This is a genomic window from uncultured Fibrella sp. (genome assembly GCF_964250085.1).
Taxonomy (GTDB): Bacteria; Bacteroidota; Bacteroidia; order Cytophagales; family Spirosomataceae; genus Fibrella.
In genome coordinates this window covers 43,402-62,528 of record NZ_CAXUEC010000009.1, presented here as the reverse complement: position 1 = coordinate 62,528, position 19,127 = coordinate 43,402, and the positions used below count along the sequence as shown (strand labels likewise).

General features: G+C 53.4%; 16 protein-coding genes and 1 tRNA gene. 9 read left to right on the top strand and 8 right to left on the bottom strand.

Annotated elements, in window-relative coordinates; all coding sequences use genetic code 11:
* Positions 1-186 precede the first annotated feature (186 nt).
* The gene (locus tag ACFE8Q_RS23275; RefSeq protein ID WP_375447841.1) at positions 187-1,314 is read right to left on the bottom strand and encodes a BamA/TamA family outer membrane protein; all 1,128 of its coding nucleotides are present in this window, start codon (positions 1,312-1,314) and stop codon (positions 187-189) included.
* An 87-nt stretch (positions 1,315-1,401) separates the two neighbouring features.
* Here ACFE8Q_RS23275 and ACFE8Q_RS23270 point away from each other — a divergent pair, with 87 nt between their 5' ends.
* From ACFE8Q_RS23270 to ACFE8Q_RS23250, 5 genes are all read left to right on the top strand, one after another.
* Positions 1,402-2,352 (top strand): hypothetical protein, encoded by a 951-nt coding sequence (locus ACFE8Q_RS23270; RefSeq protein ID WP_375447840.1) that lies wholly within the window; start codon positions 1,402-1,404, stop codon positions 2,350-2,352.
* A 37-nt stretch (positions 2,353-2,389) separates the two neighbouring features.
* Positions 2,390-3,658: an MFS transporter gene (locus ACFE8Q_RS23265; RefSeq protein ID WP_375447839.1), complete on the top strand. Its 1,269-nt coding sequence runs from the start codon at positions 2,390-2,392 to the stop codon at positions 3,656-3,658.
* A gap of 78 nt (positions 3,659-3,736) precedes the next feature.
* Entirely contained in the window at positions 3,737-5,014 is a 1,278-nt protein-coding gene (locus ACFE8Q_RS23260; protein ID WP_375447838.1) for an MFS transporter, read from the top strand.
* Between the two features lie 91 nt (positions 5,015-5,105).
* Positions 5,106-5,504, top strand: coding sequence for a hypothetical protein (locus ACFE8Q_RS23255; protein WP_375447837.1), 399 nt, complete (start codon positions 5,106-5,108; stop codon positions 5,502-5,504).
* Between the two features lie 10 nt (positions 5,505-5,514).
* Positions 5,515-5,907 (top strand): VOC family protein, encoded by a 393-nt coding sequence (locus tag ACFE8Q_RS23250; RefSeq protein WP_375447836.1) that lies wholly within the window; start codon positions 5,515-5,517, stop codon positions 5,905-5,907.
* 27 nt (positions 5,908-5,934) lie between these two features.
* On the opposite strand, the gene ACFE8Q_RS23245 is transcribed toward ACFE8Q_RS23250, so the two are convergent.
* Complete coding sequence (locus tag ACFE8Q_RS23245; RefSeq protein ID WP_375447835.1) at positions 5,935-6,852, bottom strand: alpha/beta fold hydrolase; 918 nt, start codon at positions 6,850-6,852, stop codon at positions 5,935-5,937.
* Positions 6,853-6,983: 131 nt separating this feature from the next.
* Here ACFE8Q_RS23245 and ACFE8Q_RS23240 point away from each other — a divergent pair, with 131 nt between their 5' ends.
* Entirely contained in the window at positions 6,984-7,226 is a 243-nt protein-coding gene (locus tag ACFE8Q_RS23240; protein ID WP_375447834.1) for a hypothetical protein, read from the top strand.
* Between the two features lie 92 nt (positions 7,227-7,318).
* Here ACFE8Q_RS23240 and ACFE8Q_RS23235 read toward each other — a convergent pair whose 3' ends face one another.
* Positions 7,319-7,855, bottom strand: a complete 537-nt coding sequence (locus ACFE8Q_RS23235; protein WP_375447833.1) for a PAS domain-containing protein — start codon at positions 7,853-7,855, stop codon at positions 7,319-7,321.
* Positions 7,856-8,125: 270 nt separating this feature from the next.
* Between ACFE8Q_RS23235 and ACFE8Q_RS23230 the strand changes: the two genes are divergently transcribed.
* Positions 8,126-8,202, top strand: a tRNA-Asp gene (locus ACFE8Q_RS23230).
* A gap of 159 nt (positions 8,203-8,361) precedes the next feature.
* On the opposite strand, the gene ACFE8Q_RS23225 is transcribed toward ACFE8Q_RS23230, so the two are convergent.
* The 3 genes from ACFE8Q_RS23225 to ACFE8Q_RS23215 form a co-directional block, all read right to left on the bottom strand.
* A complete protein-coding gene (locus tag ACFE8Q_RS23225; protein ID WP_375447832.1) occupies positions 8,362-8,967 on the bottom strand; it encodes a hypothetical protein in 606 nt (201 codons plus the stop codon).
* Positions 8,968-9,129: 162 nt separating this feature from the next.
* Positions 9,130-10,374, bottom strand: coding sequence for a hypothetical protein (locus ACFE8Q_RS23220; RefSeq protein ID WP_375447831.1), 1,245 nt, complete (start codon positions 10,372-10,374; stop codon positions 9,130-9,132).
* A gap of 61 nt (positions 10,375-10,435) precedes the next feature.
* Entirely contained in the window at positions 10,436-10,807 is a 372-nt protein-coding gene (locus tag ACFE8Q_RS23215; protein ID WP_375447830.1) for a potassium transporter KefB, read from the bottom strand.
* A 431-nt stretch (positions 10,808-11,238) separates the two neighbouring features.
* Between ACFE8Q_RS23215 and ACFE8Q_RS23210 the strand changes: the two genes are divergently transcribed.
* Positions 11,239-13,590: a DPP IV N-terminal domain-containing protein gene (locus ACFE8Q_RS23210; protein WP_375447829.1), complete on the top strand. Its 2,352-nt coding sequence runs from the start codon at positions 11,239-11,241 to the stop codon at positions 13,588-13,590.
* 96 nt (positions 13,591-13,686) lie between these two features.
* Here the strand turns inward: ACFE8Q_RS23210 and ACFE8Q_RS23205 are convergent, their stop codons facing one another.
* Positions 13,687-16,299, bottom strand: coding sequence for a M1 family metallopeptidase (locus ACFE8Q_RS23205; RefSeq protein ID WP_375447828.1), 2,613 nt, complete (start codon positions 16,297-16,299; stop codon positions 13,687-13,689).
* A gap of 227 nt (positions 16,300-16,526) precedes the next feature.
* On the opposite strand from ACFE8Q_RS23205, the gene ACFE8Q_RS23200 reads away from it, so the two are divergent.
* Positions 16,527-17,825, top strand: a complete 1,299-nt coding sequence (locus tag ACFE8Q_RS23200) for an acetylxylan esterase (protein WP_375448075.1) — start codon at positions 16,527-16,529, stop codon at positions 17,823-17,825.
* Between the two features lie 138 nt (positions 17,826-17,963).
* Here ACFE8Q_RS23200 and ACFE8Q_RS23195 read toward each other — a convergent pair whose 3' ends face one another.
* Entirely contained in the window at positions 17,964-19,100 is a 1,137-nt protein-coding gene (locus ACFE8Q_RS23195; RefSeq protein WP_375447827.1) for an LLM class flavin-dependent oxidoreductase, read from the bottom strand.
* Positions 19,101-19,127 lie beyond the last annotated feature (27 nt).

Below are 19,127 nucleotides of genomic sequence, written 5' to 3'. Positions count from 1 at the left end.
TGGCCGAATTGGCTTATGGTTCAGTAAACGGGTCAAAGCTAAGAACAGTTATCAATTTTCAATTATCAATTATCAATGGTCGGTCCCCAGCGTACAGGATTGGACGGCTACAATGATCAATTAACAATGATCAGCACTGCTACTGGTATAAAGGCTCTACCTGGCAGCACTGATCATTGATCATTGTTAAAACGCTTCGCCGATGGTTAGGTAGATGCCGCTGGAGCCGAGGCTGGCGTAAGGAATGCCCCGGCCATAATCGAGGCGGATGTTGACCAGATCGCGGTTGACGCGGAACCGGAGGCCCGCCCCGTAAGCTGCCTTCGGGTCGTTGAGCCGCATGAAATCGCTGCGATTTCCCAACGTACCCACCGAGCCGAAAGCTACGGCACCCAGTCGTTTCCAGACACGCAGGCGAAATTCGGCCTGAAGCAGCGCCATGTTTTCATCGCGGAAGCGGCCTTCGTAATACCCACGGCCCCGTTTGGTGCCGCCCAGCAACGACAGCGCGTTGAAGGGCGCGTCGCCACCGCTGGTAACGCTCAGCACGTAGTTGAGCGCCAGCGTGGCCCGGTTACCAAGCGGATGATAGGTAGATACATCGGCAACGTACCTGTCGAAACGTACCTGGCTACCCACAGCCGCCCCCTGACTCAGGTACGTTAGATCGGCTACCATGCCCCGGCTGGGGTAAAACACGTTGTCGCGAGAATCGTAGAAAAGCCCCGTACCTACGCCTGACAGCAGACTACCCGTGCCACCCGGAATTTGCATTCCGGGCACGTTGCCGGAGGCTAATGCACCACCCGCTGCAACACTCGTTAGGATATAGTTTTCGTACTGGTACCGAAGTCCTGCATATAGGCCGCGCCCCGGTCTGGCGGGATCGGCCTTGGTTAGTCGCCGGAACACATTGACCCGAACACGCGGGAAATTGACGCCATACAGTTCGGCAGGTACGTCGCGTTGGCCAAGCCCGAAAAAGTAGTAGTTGTAGCGGTAGTAGCCCAGTTCACCGTTGGCGAAGTACAGGTTGTTTTTGTAGAAGATTTGGAAGGGCAGGTAAAACAGGAGTTGCTTATTCTGGGTGTAGGCTGCTCCCAACGTCACCTGCGAGGGACGTACCTGGAAGGGAGAGCCCTGGCGGGTGGTGTCGCCCTTGAACCGGAAGGTGGCCGTGGCAGCTACTCCGTAGCTGAACCGGGTTTCGGGCGTGTAGTAAATCAGCGGAAGGGGGAGCAGGCTGAACCGTTTTGGCGCGGCCGAATCGGGGGGCGTCAGGACTGAAAGCGATAGGAGTAGCGCGTGGAGCATACCCGTTTATACGCGGAAGGGCTGCATAAGGTTTTGGTAGGCCACAGGCGGTTGGTTATCTTCGGCGTGGCTATTCGCCGCGTTCCTATGCTTTCCCAGACGTTTTCCAACACCCTGCGCCAGTGGCATTTGCTGGTTTTGCTTTTCCTGCTCACGCTGCTACCCGCCCTGCCGTCGGCCCTGGCTTTTTTCGGTACGCTGACGAGTGAGGGCGAGGGGTCGCTGGCTCCGTTGCAGATGCTGCCGGGTTTTAACTACACCGTTTTTGCCGATTTCATGCACGATCATGGCCGGGCTATCTGGCCGCTGATTCGCACTGGCTGGTGGACGGTGGTGCTGTCGCTGCTGATCAGCATATGGGCAAAAGGAGGGGTGCTCTACAGCCTCACCAACAGCTTCTCTGCGGTTACTTTCTGGCAGGCAGGAACGCATTATTTCGGCCGAAACCTGCGTCTGTTGGGCCTTACAAGCCTTTTCGTGCTACTATGGCTGTTGGTTTTGATCCTGGTTGGCATATTGGTTGGCCTGCTGTTGGAGCTTGTTCCCGGCAATTCATTTTCTGAGCGTGGGTACGTTGCCATTGGTGCTATGGGGCTACTCCTGTTTGGGTTCGCTCTGATTCGTATTCTGTGCACGAGTCAATATGCAAGTGTGCTGATGTACCAGCAAGACGAAACGGCAGCACTCCGGGCCTACGGGCGAAGCTGGCGGTTTGTTGGTCAGCATGCCAGAGCCACCTTTGGCCGTTACCTGCTGCTGATCCTGATCGGAACGGTTTTGCTGGCGATTTACCTGCTGTTCGAGTCGTTGTTTCAGGCGCATAACTGGCTATTGATCGGCTTGCTATTCGTGTTGCAGCAGGCGTTTGTGTTCAGCCGGGTTGTGCTGAACGTCTGGTCATTACATATTGCACTTATCAATAGTAATTCACTACCTCATCCTGTCATGCGTTCGGTGCCGCCCAGTCGACCCGATCATCCGCCGATTCAGCCTGCTGATGAGTCGGATACCGCCGATAATTCGTTGTTTCCTTCCTGATTTTCCTTTCTGTACGTAGCCTTACTTCCAGTTAACCATGCAAACCTCTTTACCTGATACCGGACCAACGAAAAAAGACGTTGGGCTTTTCAGTTTGCCCGTTATTGTGGCCGCCCTCGGCTACTTCGTCGATATTTATGACCTGCTGCTGTTTGGCATTGTTCGCGTTCCCAGCCTGAAAGCCCTGGGGCTCACACCCGAGCAGATTTCCAGTGAGGGCACCCGGATTTTTAACTGGCAAATGGTCGGGCTGCTGCTGGGCGGGATTCTTTGGGGTATTCTGGGCGATAAGCGTGGTCGGCTCTCCGTCTTGTTTGGTAGTATCATCACCTATTCAATTGCCAACATCGCCTGCGGGTTTATTCCGAATGTGACCTTCATGGAGCCAACCAGCTACTATGCGCTGATGCGTTTTGTGGCTGGCGTTGGGCTGGCGGGTGAACTGGGAGCAGGTATCACGCTTGTCAGTGAAGTGTTACCTACCCGGCTGCGGGCCATAGGTACGTCGCTGGTGGCGGGCGTAGGCCTTTCGGGGGCTGTAGTGGCCTATTTTACCGTTAAACTGTTCGATTGGCCGCTGGCTTATTTCATTGGGGGCGGACTGGGTATCGGGCTGTTGCTGTTGCGCATCGGGGTGGTCGAATCGGGGATGTTTAAAAACGTATCAGCCGATCATTCGGTCAGAAAGGGTGATTTCTTTGCTTTTTTTACCAATCGCGAGCGGCTATTTCGTTACCTGAAATGCATCGGAATAGGCATTCCAACCTGGTTTGTGATTGGCGTACTGGCCACGTTTTCAAACGAGTTTGGTACGGCGCTGGGTATATCCGAAGAGATTAAGCCCGGTCTGGCCATTATGTGGTGTTATGTAGGCCTCTCAACGGGCGATCTGGCTAGTGGATTCATCAGTCAGGCGCTGGCGTCACGGAAAAAGGCCGTCAGTTTACTGATGCTTTTCACCTTCCTGTCGACCCTGGTGTATTTGTTTGCAGGTCTGACCAATGCCACAGCCTTATACCTTACCTGTCTGGCACTGGGCTTTGGCATTGGGTACTGGGCGATGTTTGTCACGATCGGGGCCGAGCAGTTTGGTACCAACCTGCGGGCTACTGCCGCCACCACCGTTCCTAACATGGTGCGTGGGCTGACCTTCCCGATGACAACGCTCTATCAGTTCGCCAAACCTTTGCATGGCGTCATCTACGCGGGGGCTATGGTCGGCATTATCGCCTTTGCCCTGGGCTTCTACAGCATCCTGACCATTCCCGAAACCCACGGGAAAGATATGGATTTCATTGAAGAATAATTGAGCTTGGGGCAGGGTGCTTAGGATATAAACTCCTGTCCTCTGCCCCGAGCCCCCTGCCCCAAGCACCGCCATCCCATGCTCTCCGCCCCAAGCCCTCTGCCCTCCGCTGCTCGCTCGTCACTGTCGCCACTCTGGTCATTGCCTGTTATCGTATCGGCGCTTGGCTTTTTTGTCGATGTATATGATATGCTCATTTTCAGCATTGTACGCGTGCCCAGTTTGCAGTCGCTGGGGTTATCCAAGGCCGACGTTTCGCGAATGGGGGCCTACATTCTGTATTTCCAGCAGGCCGGCTTACTGATTGGGGGTATTTTATGGGGTGTAATCGGGGATCGCCGGGGGCGCATGTCCGTTTTGTTCGGCAGTATCATCATGTATTCGCTGGCTAATATTGCCTGCGGGTTTGTGCCGTACATTACCATCATATCGCCAACTACGTATTATGCGTTGATGCGTTTTGTGGCGGGCGTCGGGCTGTCGGGCGAGATTGGCGCGGCGATGGTACTGGTATCTGAAATTTTGCCGAAAGCCATTCGCGGCTACGGCTCGTCGATTGTGGCGGGTATCGGCTACCTCGGCGCGGGTGTAGCCTACGCCACCAATACCCTGTTCGACTGGCAGACGGCTTTTTTCGTAGGTGGCGGCATGGGACTTGCACTGCTGCTGTTGCGGGTAAGCATGTTCGAGTCGGGGTTGTTTACTAATCTAAAGCAGGAACACACGGATATAAGCCGGGGCAATTTTCTGTATTTTTTCAGTAGCTATGGCCAGCTAAAAAAGTATTTTCGCTGCGTGGCGGTGGGGCTACCTACCTGGTTCATCGTGGGTATTCTGGCCACGTTTGCCAACGAATTTGGCGAAGCAATGGCGCTGGGTACGTTGGTTGAGCCGGGGCGGTGTGTGATGTTGCTGTACGTTGGCCTGGCGGTGGGCGATCTGCTCTCAGGGCCGTTCAGTCAGTGGTTACAGTCGCGAAAACGGGCGGTAACGTATCTGCTGATGGGAAGCCTGACGCTCTGTGCCGTTTATCTGTTCGGCAGCGTTAAAACGGCTGATAGTCTGTATACTATCTGCTTATTGCTGGGTATCTGTACGGGCTATATTGCCATGTATCTGACGATGGTGGCCGAGCAGTATGGCACCAATCTGCGGGCTACGGCAACCACGTCGGTTCCCAGTATTGTGCGGGGTATGCTTATTCCCATGACGCTGGGTTTTCAGGCGCTCAAGCCGTTTGCAGGTACGTTGCTAGCGGCTGCCATACTGGGCCTGCTGGTGTTCTCGCTGGCTTTCTGGTCTTTATCCCGGATGGAAGAAACCTTCGCTAAAGAGCTGGATTTCGTTGAAAAGTAACCCATGTTATTCTGTCGGAAAAGCACCTGTGTTTTCGTTACAACTGATGAAGCCGAAAAGGAATCATCATCGGTATAACCAGGTATTCATCATGAGACATTTAGTGGTAGCGGCCTTGCTGGCGGTGTCAGCGACTTGCCAGAAACAGGACCCTGTAGAGGCGCAATCGCCCATTCAGGAAATAAACGCGGCGGTTGTCGGGGATCAACTTCCCGCCGACGGCTGTGGCGCTCATTTGTGGTTAAGCGTGACCAGTGCCTCATCGGATTCACGCACGTTCATGCGGTTACCAACGGAAGCGACCCGTCCGCTGATGGACGATGTAATCAAGACTGAGGTTGCCAGGCAGCCAACCGGACAACTCTGGATGGGCAGGAAAGATGTGACGATCCGGTACCGCGAGACCGGGCAAACGGCTACACTGCTCTGTGGCTGGAACGCCAAACAGGAGCTTAAAACAATAGAACTGCTGGATATAAAGGCACGTTAGGCTTTATACCATGCATATTGAACACCTCGCCATTTGGGTTCGTGATCTGGAAGCGATGCGGGCTTTCTACGAGACCTATTTTCTGGCCACAGCCAATGAAAAGTATACAAACCATACCAAAGGGTTCTCGTCCTACTTTCTGTCGTTTCCGCAGGGCGGTCCTCGCCTTGAGCTGATGCAGATGCCCGGTATTCCCGATACAAAAAACGATGCGATGGCCCAGTTTTCGGGTCTCGTGCATGTTGCTATCTCGGTAGGAAGCGACGCCAACGTCGATGCATTGACCGAGCAGCTACGAGCCGATGGCTTTACAATTGTGGGCGAGCCCCGCCGCACCGGTGATGGCTATTACGAGAGCGTCGTTTTTGACCCCGAGCAGAACCGCATCGAAATCACTGCCTGATCTGGGCAAACAGATGGGCCCCCCATGTCAACGAGTTGGCGTAGTGCCATTCACATGGCTGAGCACGCTCGCAGAAGGCGGGGGGAGGATGCTCAGCAGAATAGAGGCGATGTATTCGCGCTTGTTGACAACAATGTCGTGCCGACTTTCAGGCAGAATAAACTGCTTGAACTGCGCGTTGCGCAACTGCTTTTTTGCAAAGGCCACATTGGTTGGATACACCAGTTCGTCGCGCAGGCCGTGGAGCATGGTAATGCCCGCCGTAACGCGCGACCAATCGGGCATGATCGCTTCCAGCGCCCGCCGGTGAGCCAGCTTTTCGTCGTTGGCCAGCCGGAGTAATGGTGGCACCAGGGCACGCAACGGTGCTTTGTCTACCCAGTAGCTGATGCCGTAGGTACGTTCCAGGCCCGGACCCAGCGCCGACGAAACAAACACGACCTGATCAATCACGCCGGGGTTGTTCATCGCCAGGCGGGCCGAAACAGAACCGCCGTATGACGAACCAACGATGATCAGATCGGGCGACGATTTGTAGCGGTCGATCAACGGTTGCAGAAGTTCAGCCTGCCGAAGAATCGAGGGCTCCACCTGACCGAAGTCGGAATAACCGTAGCCCGGCCGGTCGACGGCTACCAACTGCGCCCGGTTTAGCAGGGATGTATCTTTGAAAAATTCATTGAAGAACGAAAGCGAACTGGGCGCGCCATGCACAAACAAGATGGTGGGTTTGCCGGCCAGGGCGGGCGTTTCCATATACCGGATCGTTCGTTGCCCAACCTGATACCGCCGTACCGTAGGCCGGATCGCCTGTCCGGCAAACTCCTTATTTAGCTGAGCGTCTGTCTGCCGAAAATCAAACACCCAGGCCAGCGCCAGCGCGAGCACCACCAGAATGCCAATGCCGGCGATGCTCCAGCTAAGAATACGTCCTACTCGTTTCATATTGGTATGCGGTGGGTGTTGGATAAAACAATGAGCCGCTTCACCCATCTAACCAAAACCAGACCATAATTTGTTTGGGCACACTCGCGATTTAAGTTGATTTCAACCAATGTGCTACAGGAGATGGGAGGATGGTCCGCAAACTGGAACAACAGAACCCATCGGGGCAGACTTGGTTTAGCCAGTACGTAAATCTGAAACATACGATGGAAAGCAATCCAAATCAGGCAGACGAAGCGCTGCCCAACCTGTCGAAACTAGCTAACCCCGACGAGTCAGCACTGGCTGTAGATGAGAATCCCGACGTGGAGAAACCCGCTGGGGCCGCCGAATTGATGAGCCCGGACAATGCGCCGGGGCCGGACGAAAACTAGCGAAAGTGCTGTCTAGTCGGCACTTGGGTAAAACGTCTGCCCAAGCGTCGGCAAGACAGCACTTTCGCCTTGTAGAGGCACCCGATTCAGGCTTATACGGCCGACTCAACCGCCAGAAAGTGGGTCAGTTCTCCCTGGCTATTACAAAGCGGATCAATGGCGATGCGGCAAACGTAGGCTTCACCGTTTTTCCGGTAATTAATCAGGTCAACTTTCACCGACATGGCCTGTTGCAGTTCTTCCCGAATGCGTTTAACCGTTTCCCGGCTGGTTTGATCGCCTTGCAGAAAGGCAGGGGTTTGTCCAACGGCTTCGGTCGTTGTGTAGCCGGTCATTCCCAAAAAGCTATGACTGGCCCACAGAATGGTCTTCGATAGATCGGTCAACACAATCGTGAATCCCAGGCTCAGCGCCTTCAGATAGGCTTTTTGCTGTTTACGGGTCAGCTTCCAGTCGAAGATATCGACCAGTTGGCTGAAAACGGTAGCTTCTTTCTGTTTGGCTTTCTGCTGCGCCAGTTGGAGCAGATAAATCTCCATACACTGCGACGGATAGGGGCGTTGTCCATCAAGATTGCAGCGGCTGCTGGCCTGTAGCTGCATTTCGGTATAGGCTTGTGAAAATACCATCTGCGTGACGAAGGAAGGTGGCTACTAATCTGAAATATAGCGCCAAGTCTGATGGACTCCAAATTAAATAACCAGAATCGAGTGGGTGGCTTGATCAGTTGCTGAAAAAATATTGACCTGTATCTGCCTGTAAGCCAGTTCCCAAGCCTTTTTCTGGTAAAAAATGTTGTTTTTTTTCAGACAAGCCCTTGCGCCACGTACCCTGACGCCCTACTTTTGCACCACGATAAACGACAACGGCAACGCGGTCGGCATCGGAAAGAGTAATCTGGTTCGGTAGTTCAGTTGGTTAGAATGCCGCCCTGTCACGGCGGAGGTCGCGGGTTCGAGTCCCGTCCGGACCGCCAGATTATAAGCAAGTTCCCTAATTCTCAGTGAGTTAGGGAACTTTTCTTTTCCACGAGTTTATCCCTGCGCGGGAGCCTCTACTAGTCGAATAGCTTATATGCGCCGAAGGAAACCGGCTAGATAAGCACCAATCAAATCCAGGTGATTGATAGAGTCTGTTAACTTCGGAAAGTAGTGGTAACCTCTTCGTAAATCTCTACACCGGGTATACTTCGTACACCCCTGGCAATGTCGGCTTTGATGGCTCCTTCATTAATCAACCAATAGCCGTTTGGTACAAGCGACGGATCGGTGATCTTAAAGGCCCACTTAGTTCGCACTCCTTTTGGTTTGTCAATAACCTCTACCTGAGCTGCCAGCCAATCTGTTTTGTCTGCCTCATTGGCTGTTCCCTGTTCGCCTTCTTCCGCCAGTTGGTGCTGGCGCACCCGCATAATTTCCCGGTTGTAGTGGTCAACAGCATCTTTTAAAGGTTGCATCGCTTCTGTTATGGGAGCGGTCAGTTGTTTTTCCAACTCAATCCAGTCATGTTTCTGATGATCCAGCTCGCGGGTTATCTTAAGCCGCTCTTCGGCCACCATTTTAATCAAATCCTGGCCCTGAGCTACGTGTTTGATCAGGGCCTGTTGCTGTTCGGGAGTGCCGCAGAAGGCGGGCTGTCGGCGCAGGAACGCTACAAAATTAGACAGCGAGGCCTCTAATTGTTGCCGACCATTTTCTTCAATCAAGGACAGACCAGTGGTAGTGTTAATTGGGGTGCTCATACGCCTAAAAGCGAATTGAAGGCGTAAATGTTAGCTGGCAGGTATTGTTTATAGTGCGGTTCATTATTAAATCCGATTTCATACAGCATGCTTAGGCCCCGGTCATATTGGGAAGCCGTCGGACGTTCCTTTGCCTTATCTTTTTCAATAAAACTTGCTCCCTTATTTAAACCCAAACAGGAGCGGAAACAGGAAGGTCACGACGATAGCCCACAAGCAGTAAACAGGCAGGTAAGTGGCGATAGATTTTCCGACTCCGGTTAGGTCAGATTTCTTCGACAAGGCTTTGTAGAGTTGCGCCGTGACCATCAACAGATTGATCAGAATTAACACGTTGCTGCCTAAAACGGCCGTTCTGTTGGGCGTAATACCTAACTCAGAAATTCGGAATAAAATGGCCGAAAGCGCAATGCCATTGACCAGTATCGTTACGGCAGATAGCAGAAAAAGAATCCAGATTTCGGCCTGGCTTTTACTTGCTTTAGAGGCTTCGGCAACCGAAAAGAAAATAATAGCCATAACTCCAATTAAGAGTAGATTGAAGATCAGTAAAAACTCGCGGTCGTTATACGGATCTTTGCCCGAATAAGCGATGGCGACGAGGTAAACCAATAACATCACCAGCACGAGTGGGCTGAAAAGCTTAGCAATTACCGGCGATACTTTACCGACCAATTGGGGATTGGCCTGGGTCAGGTACGTACCTACGATCGGGGCGGCAGGAAGCCCAAAAAGGACAACATTCTCAAAGTAAAACTGTCTGATGTCAAAACCGATCAGGTAGAATAGGCCGATAGTTATACCCGTCATGATACCGCCCGCTATCAGGATTAACGTTGTCATAACCACCAGGTCACCGTTATATTTCAGGTAGCCAAGGCGCCTCTCAACGTTGTTTTTAGCGTCTCCCACGAAAGAAAGACCGGTTATGGCCCAGAGAACGACCAGCAGATGAATACAAGACAGTAGCAAGGTGTCGCTCTTCTTATTGTCGGGAAGAAAATTAATGAAAATCAAACCGACCAGTACTGTACCGGCGATAGCCGCAATTTTGCCAACAGACAATTTATTTTTCCAGGCAAAATAGGCTGTCAGTACCGGGAAGATAATGAACCCGATGTGCCTTGAATAAAAGAACTCCTCGTCAATGGCAAACAGTGTTGGCAACTTTGCAATAAAACCGGCTACCAGCGATGCCAGAATAATCACCGCCAGTTCCCGACCTGTTCCCCAGTTAATTTCATCGCTTTCGTAGCTCAGCCGTTCATGCCAGAAATCGGCGAGTATGTTGCCTTTAAGCGTTGGATACAGTACACTAAACTCACGCTTGAATGGCGCTTTATTTGTTCGGTACAGTTTTTCGAGTTGGTTGGGGTCGTCCAGGTGGGTAAGTATGTCTTCTTTCATGAAGTTGTCTGGTAAAAAAGTTGGTTAATATGGGTAGGTAAGGTTAATTAGTCAGGGCTGGTTAATCCCAAAGCGTACCGTTCAATCCTAAAACCGTACCGAGCCACAGGGCAACAACGTACCCAACCAGGCTCACTACGAAAGCCATCGCCCCCTTCCAGCCGCCCTGCCGACGGAACTGGTCCAGAAAGTACGTAAATGCACCACCCGATGCACCGGCCAAAGGAACAAGCACTAGCGGTTTGAGCATCCATAGCTTTCCCCACTCTGGTCTGGGTGCTTTAACCCCAAGTAGAAAAAGTGTGATCAGGAGTAAGGCAATTCCTGCCCCCATTAACACACGTTTTGTCAATGAGGCGGAATCAATTGGTCCTGTTGTAAATCTGTCTTTCAGTGTCATGATTGTTCGGTTTTTAAAGGTGTAAGTTTTCATCGAGGCAGGGAGAGTTTCCCGGTAGGTCATTAGAATAGAAGCTGACTGGCATCTACTTACCTATCTGATTGACTTTTATAAAAGTACTTTGTATTGCAAAGTAAATGAGTTTGCTACGAACAGCAAAGCAATAGACAGATTATTTTACCTGACGATGAGGCACCAGCTTAAGCTGATTAGTAGTGTAGCTAGGGCCACCTGACGCTATTAGGCAGCAAGTGGGCTGTTGAACGTACCTGAAGTTAGGTTGAGCAGTACTGAAGCGGACGAATAAATGAGTACAGGGCCGGATTACGGCGCCCCTTTTTAAAGGCCAAATCTGGGATCAACTGGCTTCCTGCCTATTTTTGGGTAGTATTGTAAACAGTATTCGATGCAAAATCGAACATCATCAAATTAACACGTAGTCTTTTCAGGTAACAGAATTAGCTATGATAAAAATCGTACTGGCAAGCCTCCCCTTTGTACTCTATGTCTCCGCTTATGCGCAGCCGAGGGCAGGGCTAACCACCCGTGACTATGAACAGGCCCAACGGTTTATGGGCTCCAACGTGGATCAACTCATTGATCATGGCAGCATTCGGCCCAACTGGTTGCCGGGCGACCGGTTCTGGTACCGCGACTTAAACGCCAAAGGGAGTGAATTTGTCCTTGTCGACCTCACGAAGGGAACCCGCACAGCCCCGTTTGACCATCAGAAACTGGCAAGTGCCCTAGCCACTGCGACAGGCAAAACTTATGATGCCGCCAAACTGCCTTTCCAGAGTTTTACAGTATCGCCTGTTAATCAGGCGGTTATGTTTCAGGCCGATGGTAAATTGTGGCAATATTCGCCGCAGACTAACCAGCTTACAGCCGACACCACCAGGGTTAGAGCGACCAGCGGTGGCGGCGGTGGTCGACCGGGACGGGAAGGGAGTGATGGCAATGAAATACTGTCGCCCGACAAACGGAAGGCCGCCTTCATTAAAGACTATAATTTGTGGGTTCGTGATCTGCAAACCGGGGCTCAGACCCAACTCACCACCGATGGCATCAAAGACTTTGGCTATGCTACCGACAATGCGGGCTGGAAATCGAGCGACCGCGCGATTCTGGCCTGGTCGCCGGATTCTAAAAAGATTGCTACGTTCAGGCAGGACCAGCGGGAGGTGAGCGACATGTATCTGGTGACCACCAATGTGGGCAAACCCACACTGAGACAGTGGAAATACCCGTTGCCTGGCGATAAGGTCATTTCCACTATCCAGCGGGTAATCATCGAGGTAGACGTACCTAAAGTCATTACGCTGCAAATACCCGCCGATCCGCACCGCGCTACCCTGAGCGACGACATTTCGAGCAGCGGCACGTTCGACGATGTAAACTGGACCGAAGATGGCTCTAAACTGGCGTTTGTATCTACCTCACGCGACCATAAGCAGGAAAAAGTACGTCTGGCCGACGCCGCAACGGGTGCTGTCCGTGAGGTATTCGAAGAGACTGTACCTACGCAGTACGAATCAGGCTGGGGAGCCATTAACTGGCGGTATCTGGCCAAAACCAATGAATTTATCTGGTTCTCCGAACACGACAACTGGGGACATCTCTACCTGTACGATGGCGCAACGGGCAAGCTGAAAAATCAGATTACCAAAGGTGATTGGGTAGTAACCCGCCTGCTGAAGGTAGACGAGAAGGCCCGCCAACTGTATTTTATGACCGTGGGTCGACAGGCGACGAACCCGTATTTCAGCCAGCTTTGCCGAATCGGGTTCGATGGGAAAAACTTCGCCGTACTCACGCCCGAGCCGGGCAATCATCAGGTGAGTCTGTCGCCATCAGGTACATATTTCGTCGACACATACTCTGCGCCGGACGTACCTGCAGTTAGCGTAGCCCGCAATATGGATGGCAAACTGGTGGTGGGGCTGGAAAAAATGGACATCTCCCGCCTGACCGCGACAGGCTGGCATCCGCCGGTGCCAATTCGGGTGAAAGCACACGATGGGCAGACGGACCTGTATGGGCTTATGTATACGCCCACCCAACTGGACCCTACTAAAAAATACCCGGTTGTCGACTACATCTATCCTGGTCCGCAAGGGGGTAGCGTGGGTAACTGGTCGTTTTCGGCGGCCAGAAAAGACAACCAGGCACTGGCCGAACTGGGCTTTGTGGTGGTCGAGATCGAAGGAACGAGTAATCCGCTCCGGTCGAAGAAGTTTCACGATATGAGCTACGGCAACATGGCCGAAAACACCCTGCCCGACCAGATTACGGGTATCCGGCAGCTTGCTCAACAGTATGCCTATATCGACACGAACCGGGTGGGAATCTGGGGGCATTCGGGCGGCGGTTTCGCCACCGCAACGGCCATGTTCCGATTCCCTGATTTCTTTAAAGTAGGCATTTCTGAATCGGGCAACCACGACAACCGGAACTACGAGGACGACTGGGGCGAGCGATATAACGGCCTGACCTCGGCGGCCGATTATGAAGCGCAGGCCAACCAGAACTACGCCAAGAACCTGAAAGGCAAGCTGATGCTGGCCCACGGCATGATGGATAACAACGTGCCGCCATCCAACACGTTGCTTGTCGTTGAGGCGCTGGAAAAAGCCAACAAAGACTATGACCTGGTGCTCTTCCCGAACAGCGGTCACGGATTCGGTAGCTATTCCAACTACATGGCCCGTCGGCGCTGGGATTATTTTGTCCGGCATTTACTGGGTGCCGAACCACCCCGCGATTTTCAGCTAACCCAAAAGCCCGACCCACGCATGGGCATGGGCATACGGTAAGGTGTTTTTTTGACAGGATTAACAGGATCAACAGGATTAACAGGAAAAAGAAATCCTGTTGATCCTGTTAATCCTGTCAAAAAAACACCTTACTACTCACCGACCTGGGTACAATAGATTCGCGGCCCGGAAAGGACCATCGGCGGCTTGCAGCAGTTTTGCTTTCAGCCGGGGATTATAAGTCGGGTGGTCGGTCAGAAACGTGCGAACGACGGTGGCGGCTTCCGGGGTCTGGTAACTGCCCATCGTTGACCGGAGCCAGGATTCAGGAAAGAAAATGTCGCCCGTCCGCTGAATATCCTCGAGCAGATCAAGGCTTGGTTTGAGGTATTTCGCCGAAGTCGCCGCCCGTAGTGGATGGTGTAAATAGCCCAGTGCGGCAGTGACGTAGGCCTCCCGTTCCCGATTCGTCATGTCGGCCAGCGAGGCGAAAAACTTGTCCCGTTCCTGCTCAACGGGCGATAAGGCGGGCATCATAAACTGGAGTCGTTTCCGACGATCCGGGTTTTTAATTCGACTTAGCTGCTGTTGTAGCAAGCCATCGGCCGGGTAATCGCGCACTGCCAAAGCCAGCGCCAGGCTGGTGTAGTCGTCTTCGGTCAGGATGACACCCGCTGGTGCCTGCTGCTCCTTCCAGATATTGTACAGCCGGTCGCGGGCTTCCGGGCTGAGTGCAATGCTTTGATAACAACGGAATAACAGCTTCTTTTTACCGGGCTGCGTTTCCTGCTGAAGTGTCCGCCACAGGTCATTTTCCAACGATGTGGCCAATGCCAGCCGATTGTCAGGACGGGTAAAACGCCAGAAAATATCTGACAACTGGTTGGTGATCAGGCGTAAGTTTAGCTCTTCGGGTTCGTGGGCCAGTTGCTGTTGGTAAAGCGATCCCAACTGCGTCGGCGTAATCGACTGGCCGCTGAGCATGTTCTCGTACAGACTGATATAAGCCGCCGCCCGTGTCACCGGATTCGTCAGCCGGGCCAGCCCCGATACCATGCGTTCATCGATGGGAAATTGACCATAGCCCTGACCCGACGAGTTGAAAACGACAAACAGCGGCTCGGCCTTTCCAACGGCGTCGGTCAGCGTAACCGACGGCTGGTTCATGTTCACGGTCAGTTCCTCCACACGATCGGCATAGACCAGTGCCACTTCGAAAAGTTGAGGCCACTGTCGGCTGGACCCATCTTCGCCCGCCTGCGAAATTACGAACTGGCTGATCGTGTTCTGACTGGTTTTTAGTTCGTATGAAAACCGGGGACGCCCCGTTTCGTTTACCCAGACGCGGTTCCAGCGTTGCAGATCGGCGGGAGTGTAGGCGTCCAGAATGGCGATCAGGTCGGGCCACGATGCGTTGCCGTAGGCGTACTTTTTAAGGTAGTCGCGCAGGCCGTTGCGGAGGGCGTCTTTACCCATCAGCCGTTCCAGTTGCCGCATCATGATGGGCGCTTTGTGGTAAATGATGCCACCGTACAACGTACCTGCTTCCTGCAAATTAGCCAGCGGTTGCCCAATCGGATTCGCGCCTTCGGTTCGGTCGACGTCGTAGGCGGCGGGGAAGTGGGCGATCAAAAATTCGAGGTCATAATTGCCGTCGGGCATGCTCACCTGGGTGATCTTATCGGCCATAAAATTGGCGAAGACCTCCTTCATCCACACATCGTCGAACCACCGCATCGTCACCAGGTCGCCAAACCACATGTGCGATGTTTCGTGGGCAATCAGCGTAGCGCGACTGAGTTTCTGATCGCGGGTGGCACCATTATCTAAAAACAGGCTTGCCGCCCGGTACTGAACCGCCCCAACATGTTCCATGCCGCCATACTGAAAATCGGGAATGGCGACGAAATCGAATTTTTTGAACGGATACCGAATCTGGGTATAGTCTTCCAGAAAAGTAAGCGCGTCGGCATGGGTCGCAAAAATGGGTTCCATGCTCAGCCGAACCTTGGTCGAGTCAGTTTCGCGGTGGAAAAAATGCATCGGCCGACCATTCCGCTGCTGGGTAACCGACTCGAACCGGCCGGCGGCAAACGAAAACAGGTACGTGCTGATCGGCTCTGAACCGCCAAAACGCAACGTTTGCCGATTGCTGGTCCGGCTCGAGTCCTGCAAGGCGGCGTTGGTCATGGCCCGCCAGGTTGTCGGCATGGTCAAGGTTAGCTGGAACGAGGCTTTCAGATCGGGCTGGTCGAAGCAGGGAAAAACGGTGCGGGCGCGGTCGGGCACGAGCAGGGTATACAGAAAATCGTCGTTACGATTGAGCGACAGATTCCCCGCCGTAAACTGGATCATTACCTGGTTCGCGCCCTTCTTTAACCGGCCAGGCTCGATCAGAATGTGCTCTTTATCGAACACAATCGGAACGGCTACCTGATTAACCAGGATGCGTTGCAGATGGTCTCGTTGCTCTTTAAAATCGATTTGAACGGGTTGACTGTCCGGTTTCCAGTCGAATGAAATTGTTTCAGACGCCGAAATCGGCTGCTCTTTTCGCGCCGGAATGTCGAATTGCAACGCATAAGCCAGCTTACTGATGGTTTGTTTTCGATGCAACGCCAACGTTTTCGATACACCCGTTTCAACGGAGAGCTTACCGGTCGACGTTGGTCGTCTTGCCTGTCCAAAACTGGCCATTGCCAGCAGGAGGGCAGAGGCGGTACAGGCGCAGATCATCAGGCAGCGAAAAGAGTCAGCGGGTAAGGGCATACAGAAGACAGTTGTTGATGGCAAACGTCAAAAGTAAGTGAAAATATCGCCCTGTACCCCGGACTTTAGCCTGTCTGCTGAATAGAAATCACCTGATTGACAGCCGGACTAAAGTCCGGGGTACAGGGAAAAAGTAGAAATAATCTGTTTACCTATTATCTGCTCATCCTGGCCTGATAAGACCAGGCAATCTGTTCGTCTCCCTTAATCTCTTCTTTATGTTTTCTCTGAAAAAGATACTCTACCTTATTCTGTTACCGGTAAGCTTGCTGGCGCAACCTGTCGAACGGCTGGTGAAAGTGGTGGTGGCCCCCGACCATACCAACTGGACTTACAAAACCGGCGAGCCGGTGCGCTTCACCATCAGCGTATTGAAACATGGCAACCCCGTTTCAGGGGCAAGCGTGACTTATAAAATTGGCCCCGAAATGATGCCCGCTACTAAAACTGAAACCGTATCAATTGCCAACGGCATGCTGACGGTGGCAGGCGGTACCATGAACGTACCTGGCTTTCTGCGCTGCATTGCCACCGTGCAACTCGACGGCAAAGAGTACCGGGGACTGGGCACGGCCGGTTTCAGCCCGACCGATATCAAGCCGACCGTGACGACCCCGGCCGATTTTATGTCGTTCTGGGATGGGGCCAAAGCTGACCTCGCTAAAGTCCCCGTCGACTCCCGCCTGACGTTGTTGCCAGAGCGATGCACCGACAAGGTAAACGTCTATCACGTAAACCTGCAAACCTGGGGACCGGCCAACTGGCCCAATACACCCGCCCGGCTCTATGGTATTTTGTGCGTACCGAAGGGCGAAGGCAAGTTTCCTGCGTTGTTGCAGGTGCCGGGGGCGGGCGTCCGGCCGTATGGGGGAGATATTGGTAATGCCGAAAAGGGTGTGGTCACGTTTCAGATCGGTATCCACGGCATTCCCGTCAACATGGACCCGTCGGTGTATACATCATTAGCAACCGGCGCTTTTCAAAATTATCAGTTGATCAACCTCGACGACCGGGACCGATACTATTACAAGCGGGTGTATCTGGGCTGTATCCGGGCGGTTGATTTCCTGGCATCGTTGCCGCAGGTCAACGCCGACCGCATGGCCGTTACGGGCGGCTCGCAGGGCGGCGCACTCAGCATTGTTACGGCGGCGCTGGATTCACGCATCAAATGGCTGGGCGCATTTTACCCGGCCCTGAGCGACGTAACGGGCTACCTCAACGGACGGGCTGGCGGCTGGCCGCATATGTTTACCGGCAGTTCGGCCGAGTGGACCAATAAACCCGATAAGATCAAGACCGCCGCCTATTACGATGTGGTCAATTTCGCCAAACTGCTGAAAGCACCCGGTCGTTATTCATGGGGCTTCAACGACGAAACCTGCCCGCCAACCTCGACTTTTTCAGCCTATAACGTAATTAGTGCCCCCAAATCGCTCGAGCTCTTCGAAGACACTGGCCACTGGACGTACCCGGAGCAGAACGAACACATGAACAACTGGCTGTTGGAGCAATTGATGAAGTGATGACCGGGGAGTGGGTTAGTAAGTTGATTTTGCTTTGCTGCTTCGCGCTACGTGCCCTTCCGCAGGCTGGCCGCCTAGTCGAAGGGCACGTAGCGCGAAGCAGCAAACACAGCACAGTTCGAAAACAAAAAATACTCACTACGCCAACGTACCCGGCGTGCGACCCTGCAGGCGCGAGAGCGTGACATTGGGCAGGCGGGGGAGTACCAACCGGGCAACGTACCCAGCCTCTTCAATAAGTGGGTAACCCGAAAAAATGAACGCCCGGATGCCCATGTCCATATACCGGTTTAGCTTCTCAACGATCTGGTCGGCACTTCCTACCAGTGCGCCACCTGCCCCCGACCGGGCTTTGCCGATATCGGTCCATAACAGCGGTTCCACGAATCCATCGGTATCGGCCGCTTCCCGAAGTTCATTCTGCCGGCGTACCCCCAGCGACCACGAACTTTGCGAGGCGTTTTTCAACGCAGCCCCACGCACCGGATCAAACTTCGACATGATATGCCGTGACCAGGCTCGTGCTTCGTTCTCCGTTTCGCGGACAATGAGGTGAATGCGAAGACCAAAATCGACCGTCCGGCCGTAGCGCGCTGCCCGCTCCGACACGTCCTGCATATTAGCATACAGTAGTTCTTCGGTTTCGGGCCACATCAGAAATACATCGCAGTACTGCGCACAAACATCCCGCGCCCCGTCCGACGTGCCGCCGAAATAGAGCAGTGGGCCGCCGTTTTGCTGAACCGGTTTCACAACGTCGCTGGCCAGGCTGATCTTGCCGTAAACGGGGCCGTCGTGTTCAATTCGGTCCTGTGTCCAGGCTTGTTTCAGGATTTGGATCGTTTCGGCACAGCGCTGATAGCGGAAGTCGGCCTCTTCCCGGTAGCCGGGTAAATCGGAGTTGATAATGTTGATCGTTAGCCGCCCCTGTACCATATGGTCGAGCGAGGCCAGCGTACGGGCCAGCATCGGCGGGTGCATCTCGCCGCAACGGATGGCCGTCAGCAGGTTGATACTGTGCAGATCGGGGGCTACGCCAGCGGCAAACGGAACCACTTCCTGCCCAACCATGTAGGACGTAGGTAGCAGCAGGTTGCTGAATCCCAGCTTTTCGGCAGTCAGGGCAATAGTTCGGCAATGATCGAAGGTGCTGCGGGCCGGGTCACGAATGCTGATAAACTCGGTGTCTTCCCCACAGAGATCAGAAAACCAGGCCACTTCGCATACCCGCTCAGTGGTTCGGGTGGTCACCGGGGAAATAGGTTGATGAAGCATTATGGGGGGATTGGGGATTGGTTATTG

Bases quoted from the DNA above. Each gene is read 5' to 3' on its own strand.
- ACFE8Q_RS23210 (WP_375447829.1), top strand. From the start codon at position 11,239: ATGATAAAAATCGTACTGGCAAGCCTCCCCTTTGTACTCTATGTCTCC.
- ACFE8Q_RS23260 (WP_375447838.1), top strand. From the start codon at position 3,737: ATGCTCTCCGCCCCAAGCCCTCTGCCCTCCGCTGCTCGCTCGTCACTG.
- ACFE8Q_RS23205 (WP_375447828.1), bottom strand. From the start codon at position 16,299: ATGCCCTTACCCGCTGACTCTTTTCGCTGCCTGATGATCTGCGCCTGT.
- ACFE8Q_RS23240 (WP_375447834.1), top strand. From the start codon at position 6,984: ATGGTCCGCAAACTGGAACAACAGAACCCATCGGGGCAGACTTGGTTT.
- ACFE8Q_RS23215 (WP_375447830.1), bottom strand. From the start codon at position 10,807: ATGAAAACTTACACCTTTAAAAACCGAACAATCATGACACTGAAAGAC.
- ACFE8Q_RS23235 (WP_375447833.1), bottom strand. From the start codon at position 7,855: ATGGTATTTTCACAAGCCTATACCGAAATGCAGCTACAGGCCAGCAGC.
- ACFE8Q_RS23255 (WP_375447837.1), top strand. From the start codon at position 5,106: ATGAGACATTTAGTGGTAGCGGCCTTGCTGGCGGTGTCAGCGACTTGC.
- ACFE8Q_RS23225 (WP_375447832.1), bottom strand. From the start codon at position 8,967: ATGAGCACCCCAATTAACACTACCACTGGTCTGTCCTTGATTGAAGAA.
- ACFE8Q_RS23195 (WP_375447827.1), bottom strand. From the start codon at position 19,100: ATGCTTCATCAACCTATTTCCCCGGTGACCACCCGAACCACTGAGCGG.
- ACFE8Q_RS23250 (WP_375447836.1), top strand. From the start codon at position 5,515: ATGCATATTGAACACCTCGCCATTTGGGTTCGTGATCTGGAAGCGATG.
- ACFE8Q_RS23270 (WP_375447840.1), top strand. From the start codon at position 1,402: ATGCTTTCCCAGACGTTTTCCAACACCCTGCGCCAGTGGCATTTGCTG.
- ACFE8Q_RS23265 (WP_375447839.1), top strand. From the start codon at position 2,390: ATGCAAACCTCTTTACCTGATACCGGACCAACGAAAAAAGACGTTGGG.
- ACFE8Q_RS23245 (WP_375447835.1), bottom strand. From the start codon at position 6,852: ATGAAACGAGTAGGACGTATTCTTAGCTGGAGCATCGCCGGCATTGGC.
- ACFE8Q_RS23275 (WP_375447841.1), bottom strand. From the start codon at position 1,314: ATGCTCCACGCGCTACTCCTATCGCTTTCAGTCCTGACGCCCCCCGAT.
- ACFE8Q_RS23220 (WP_375447831.1), bottom strand. From the start codon at position 10,374: ATGAAAGAAGACATACTTACCCACCTGGACGACCCCAACCAACTCGAA.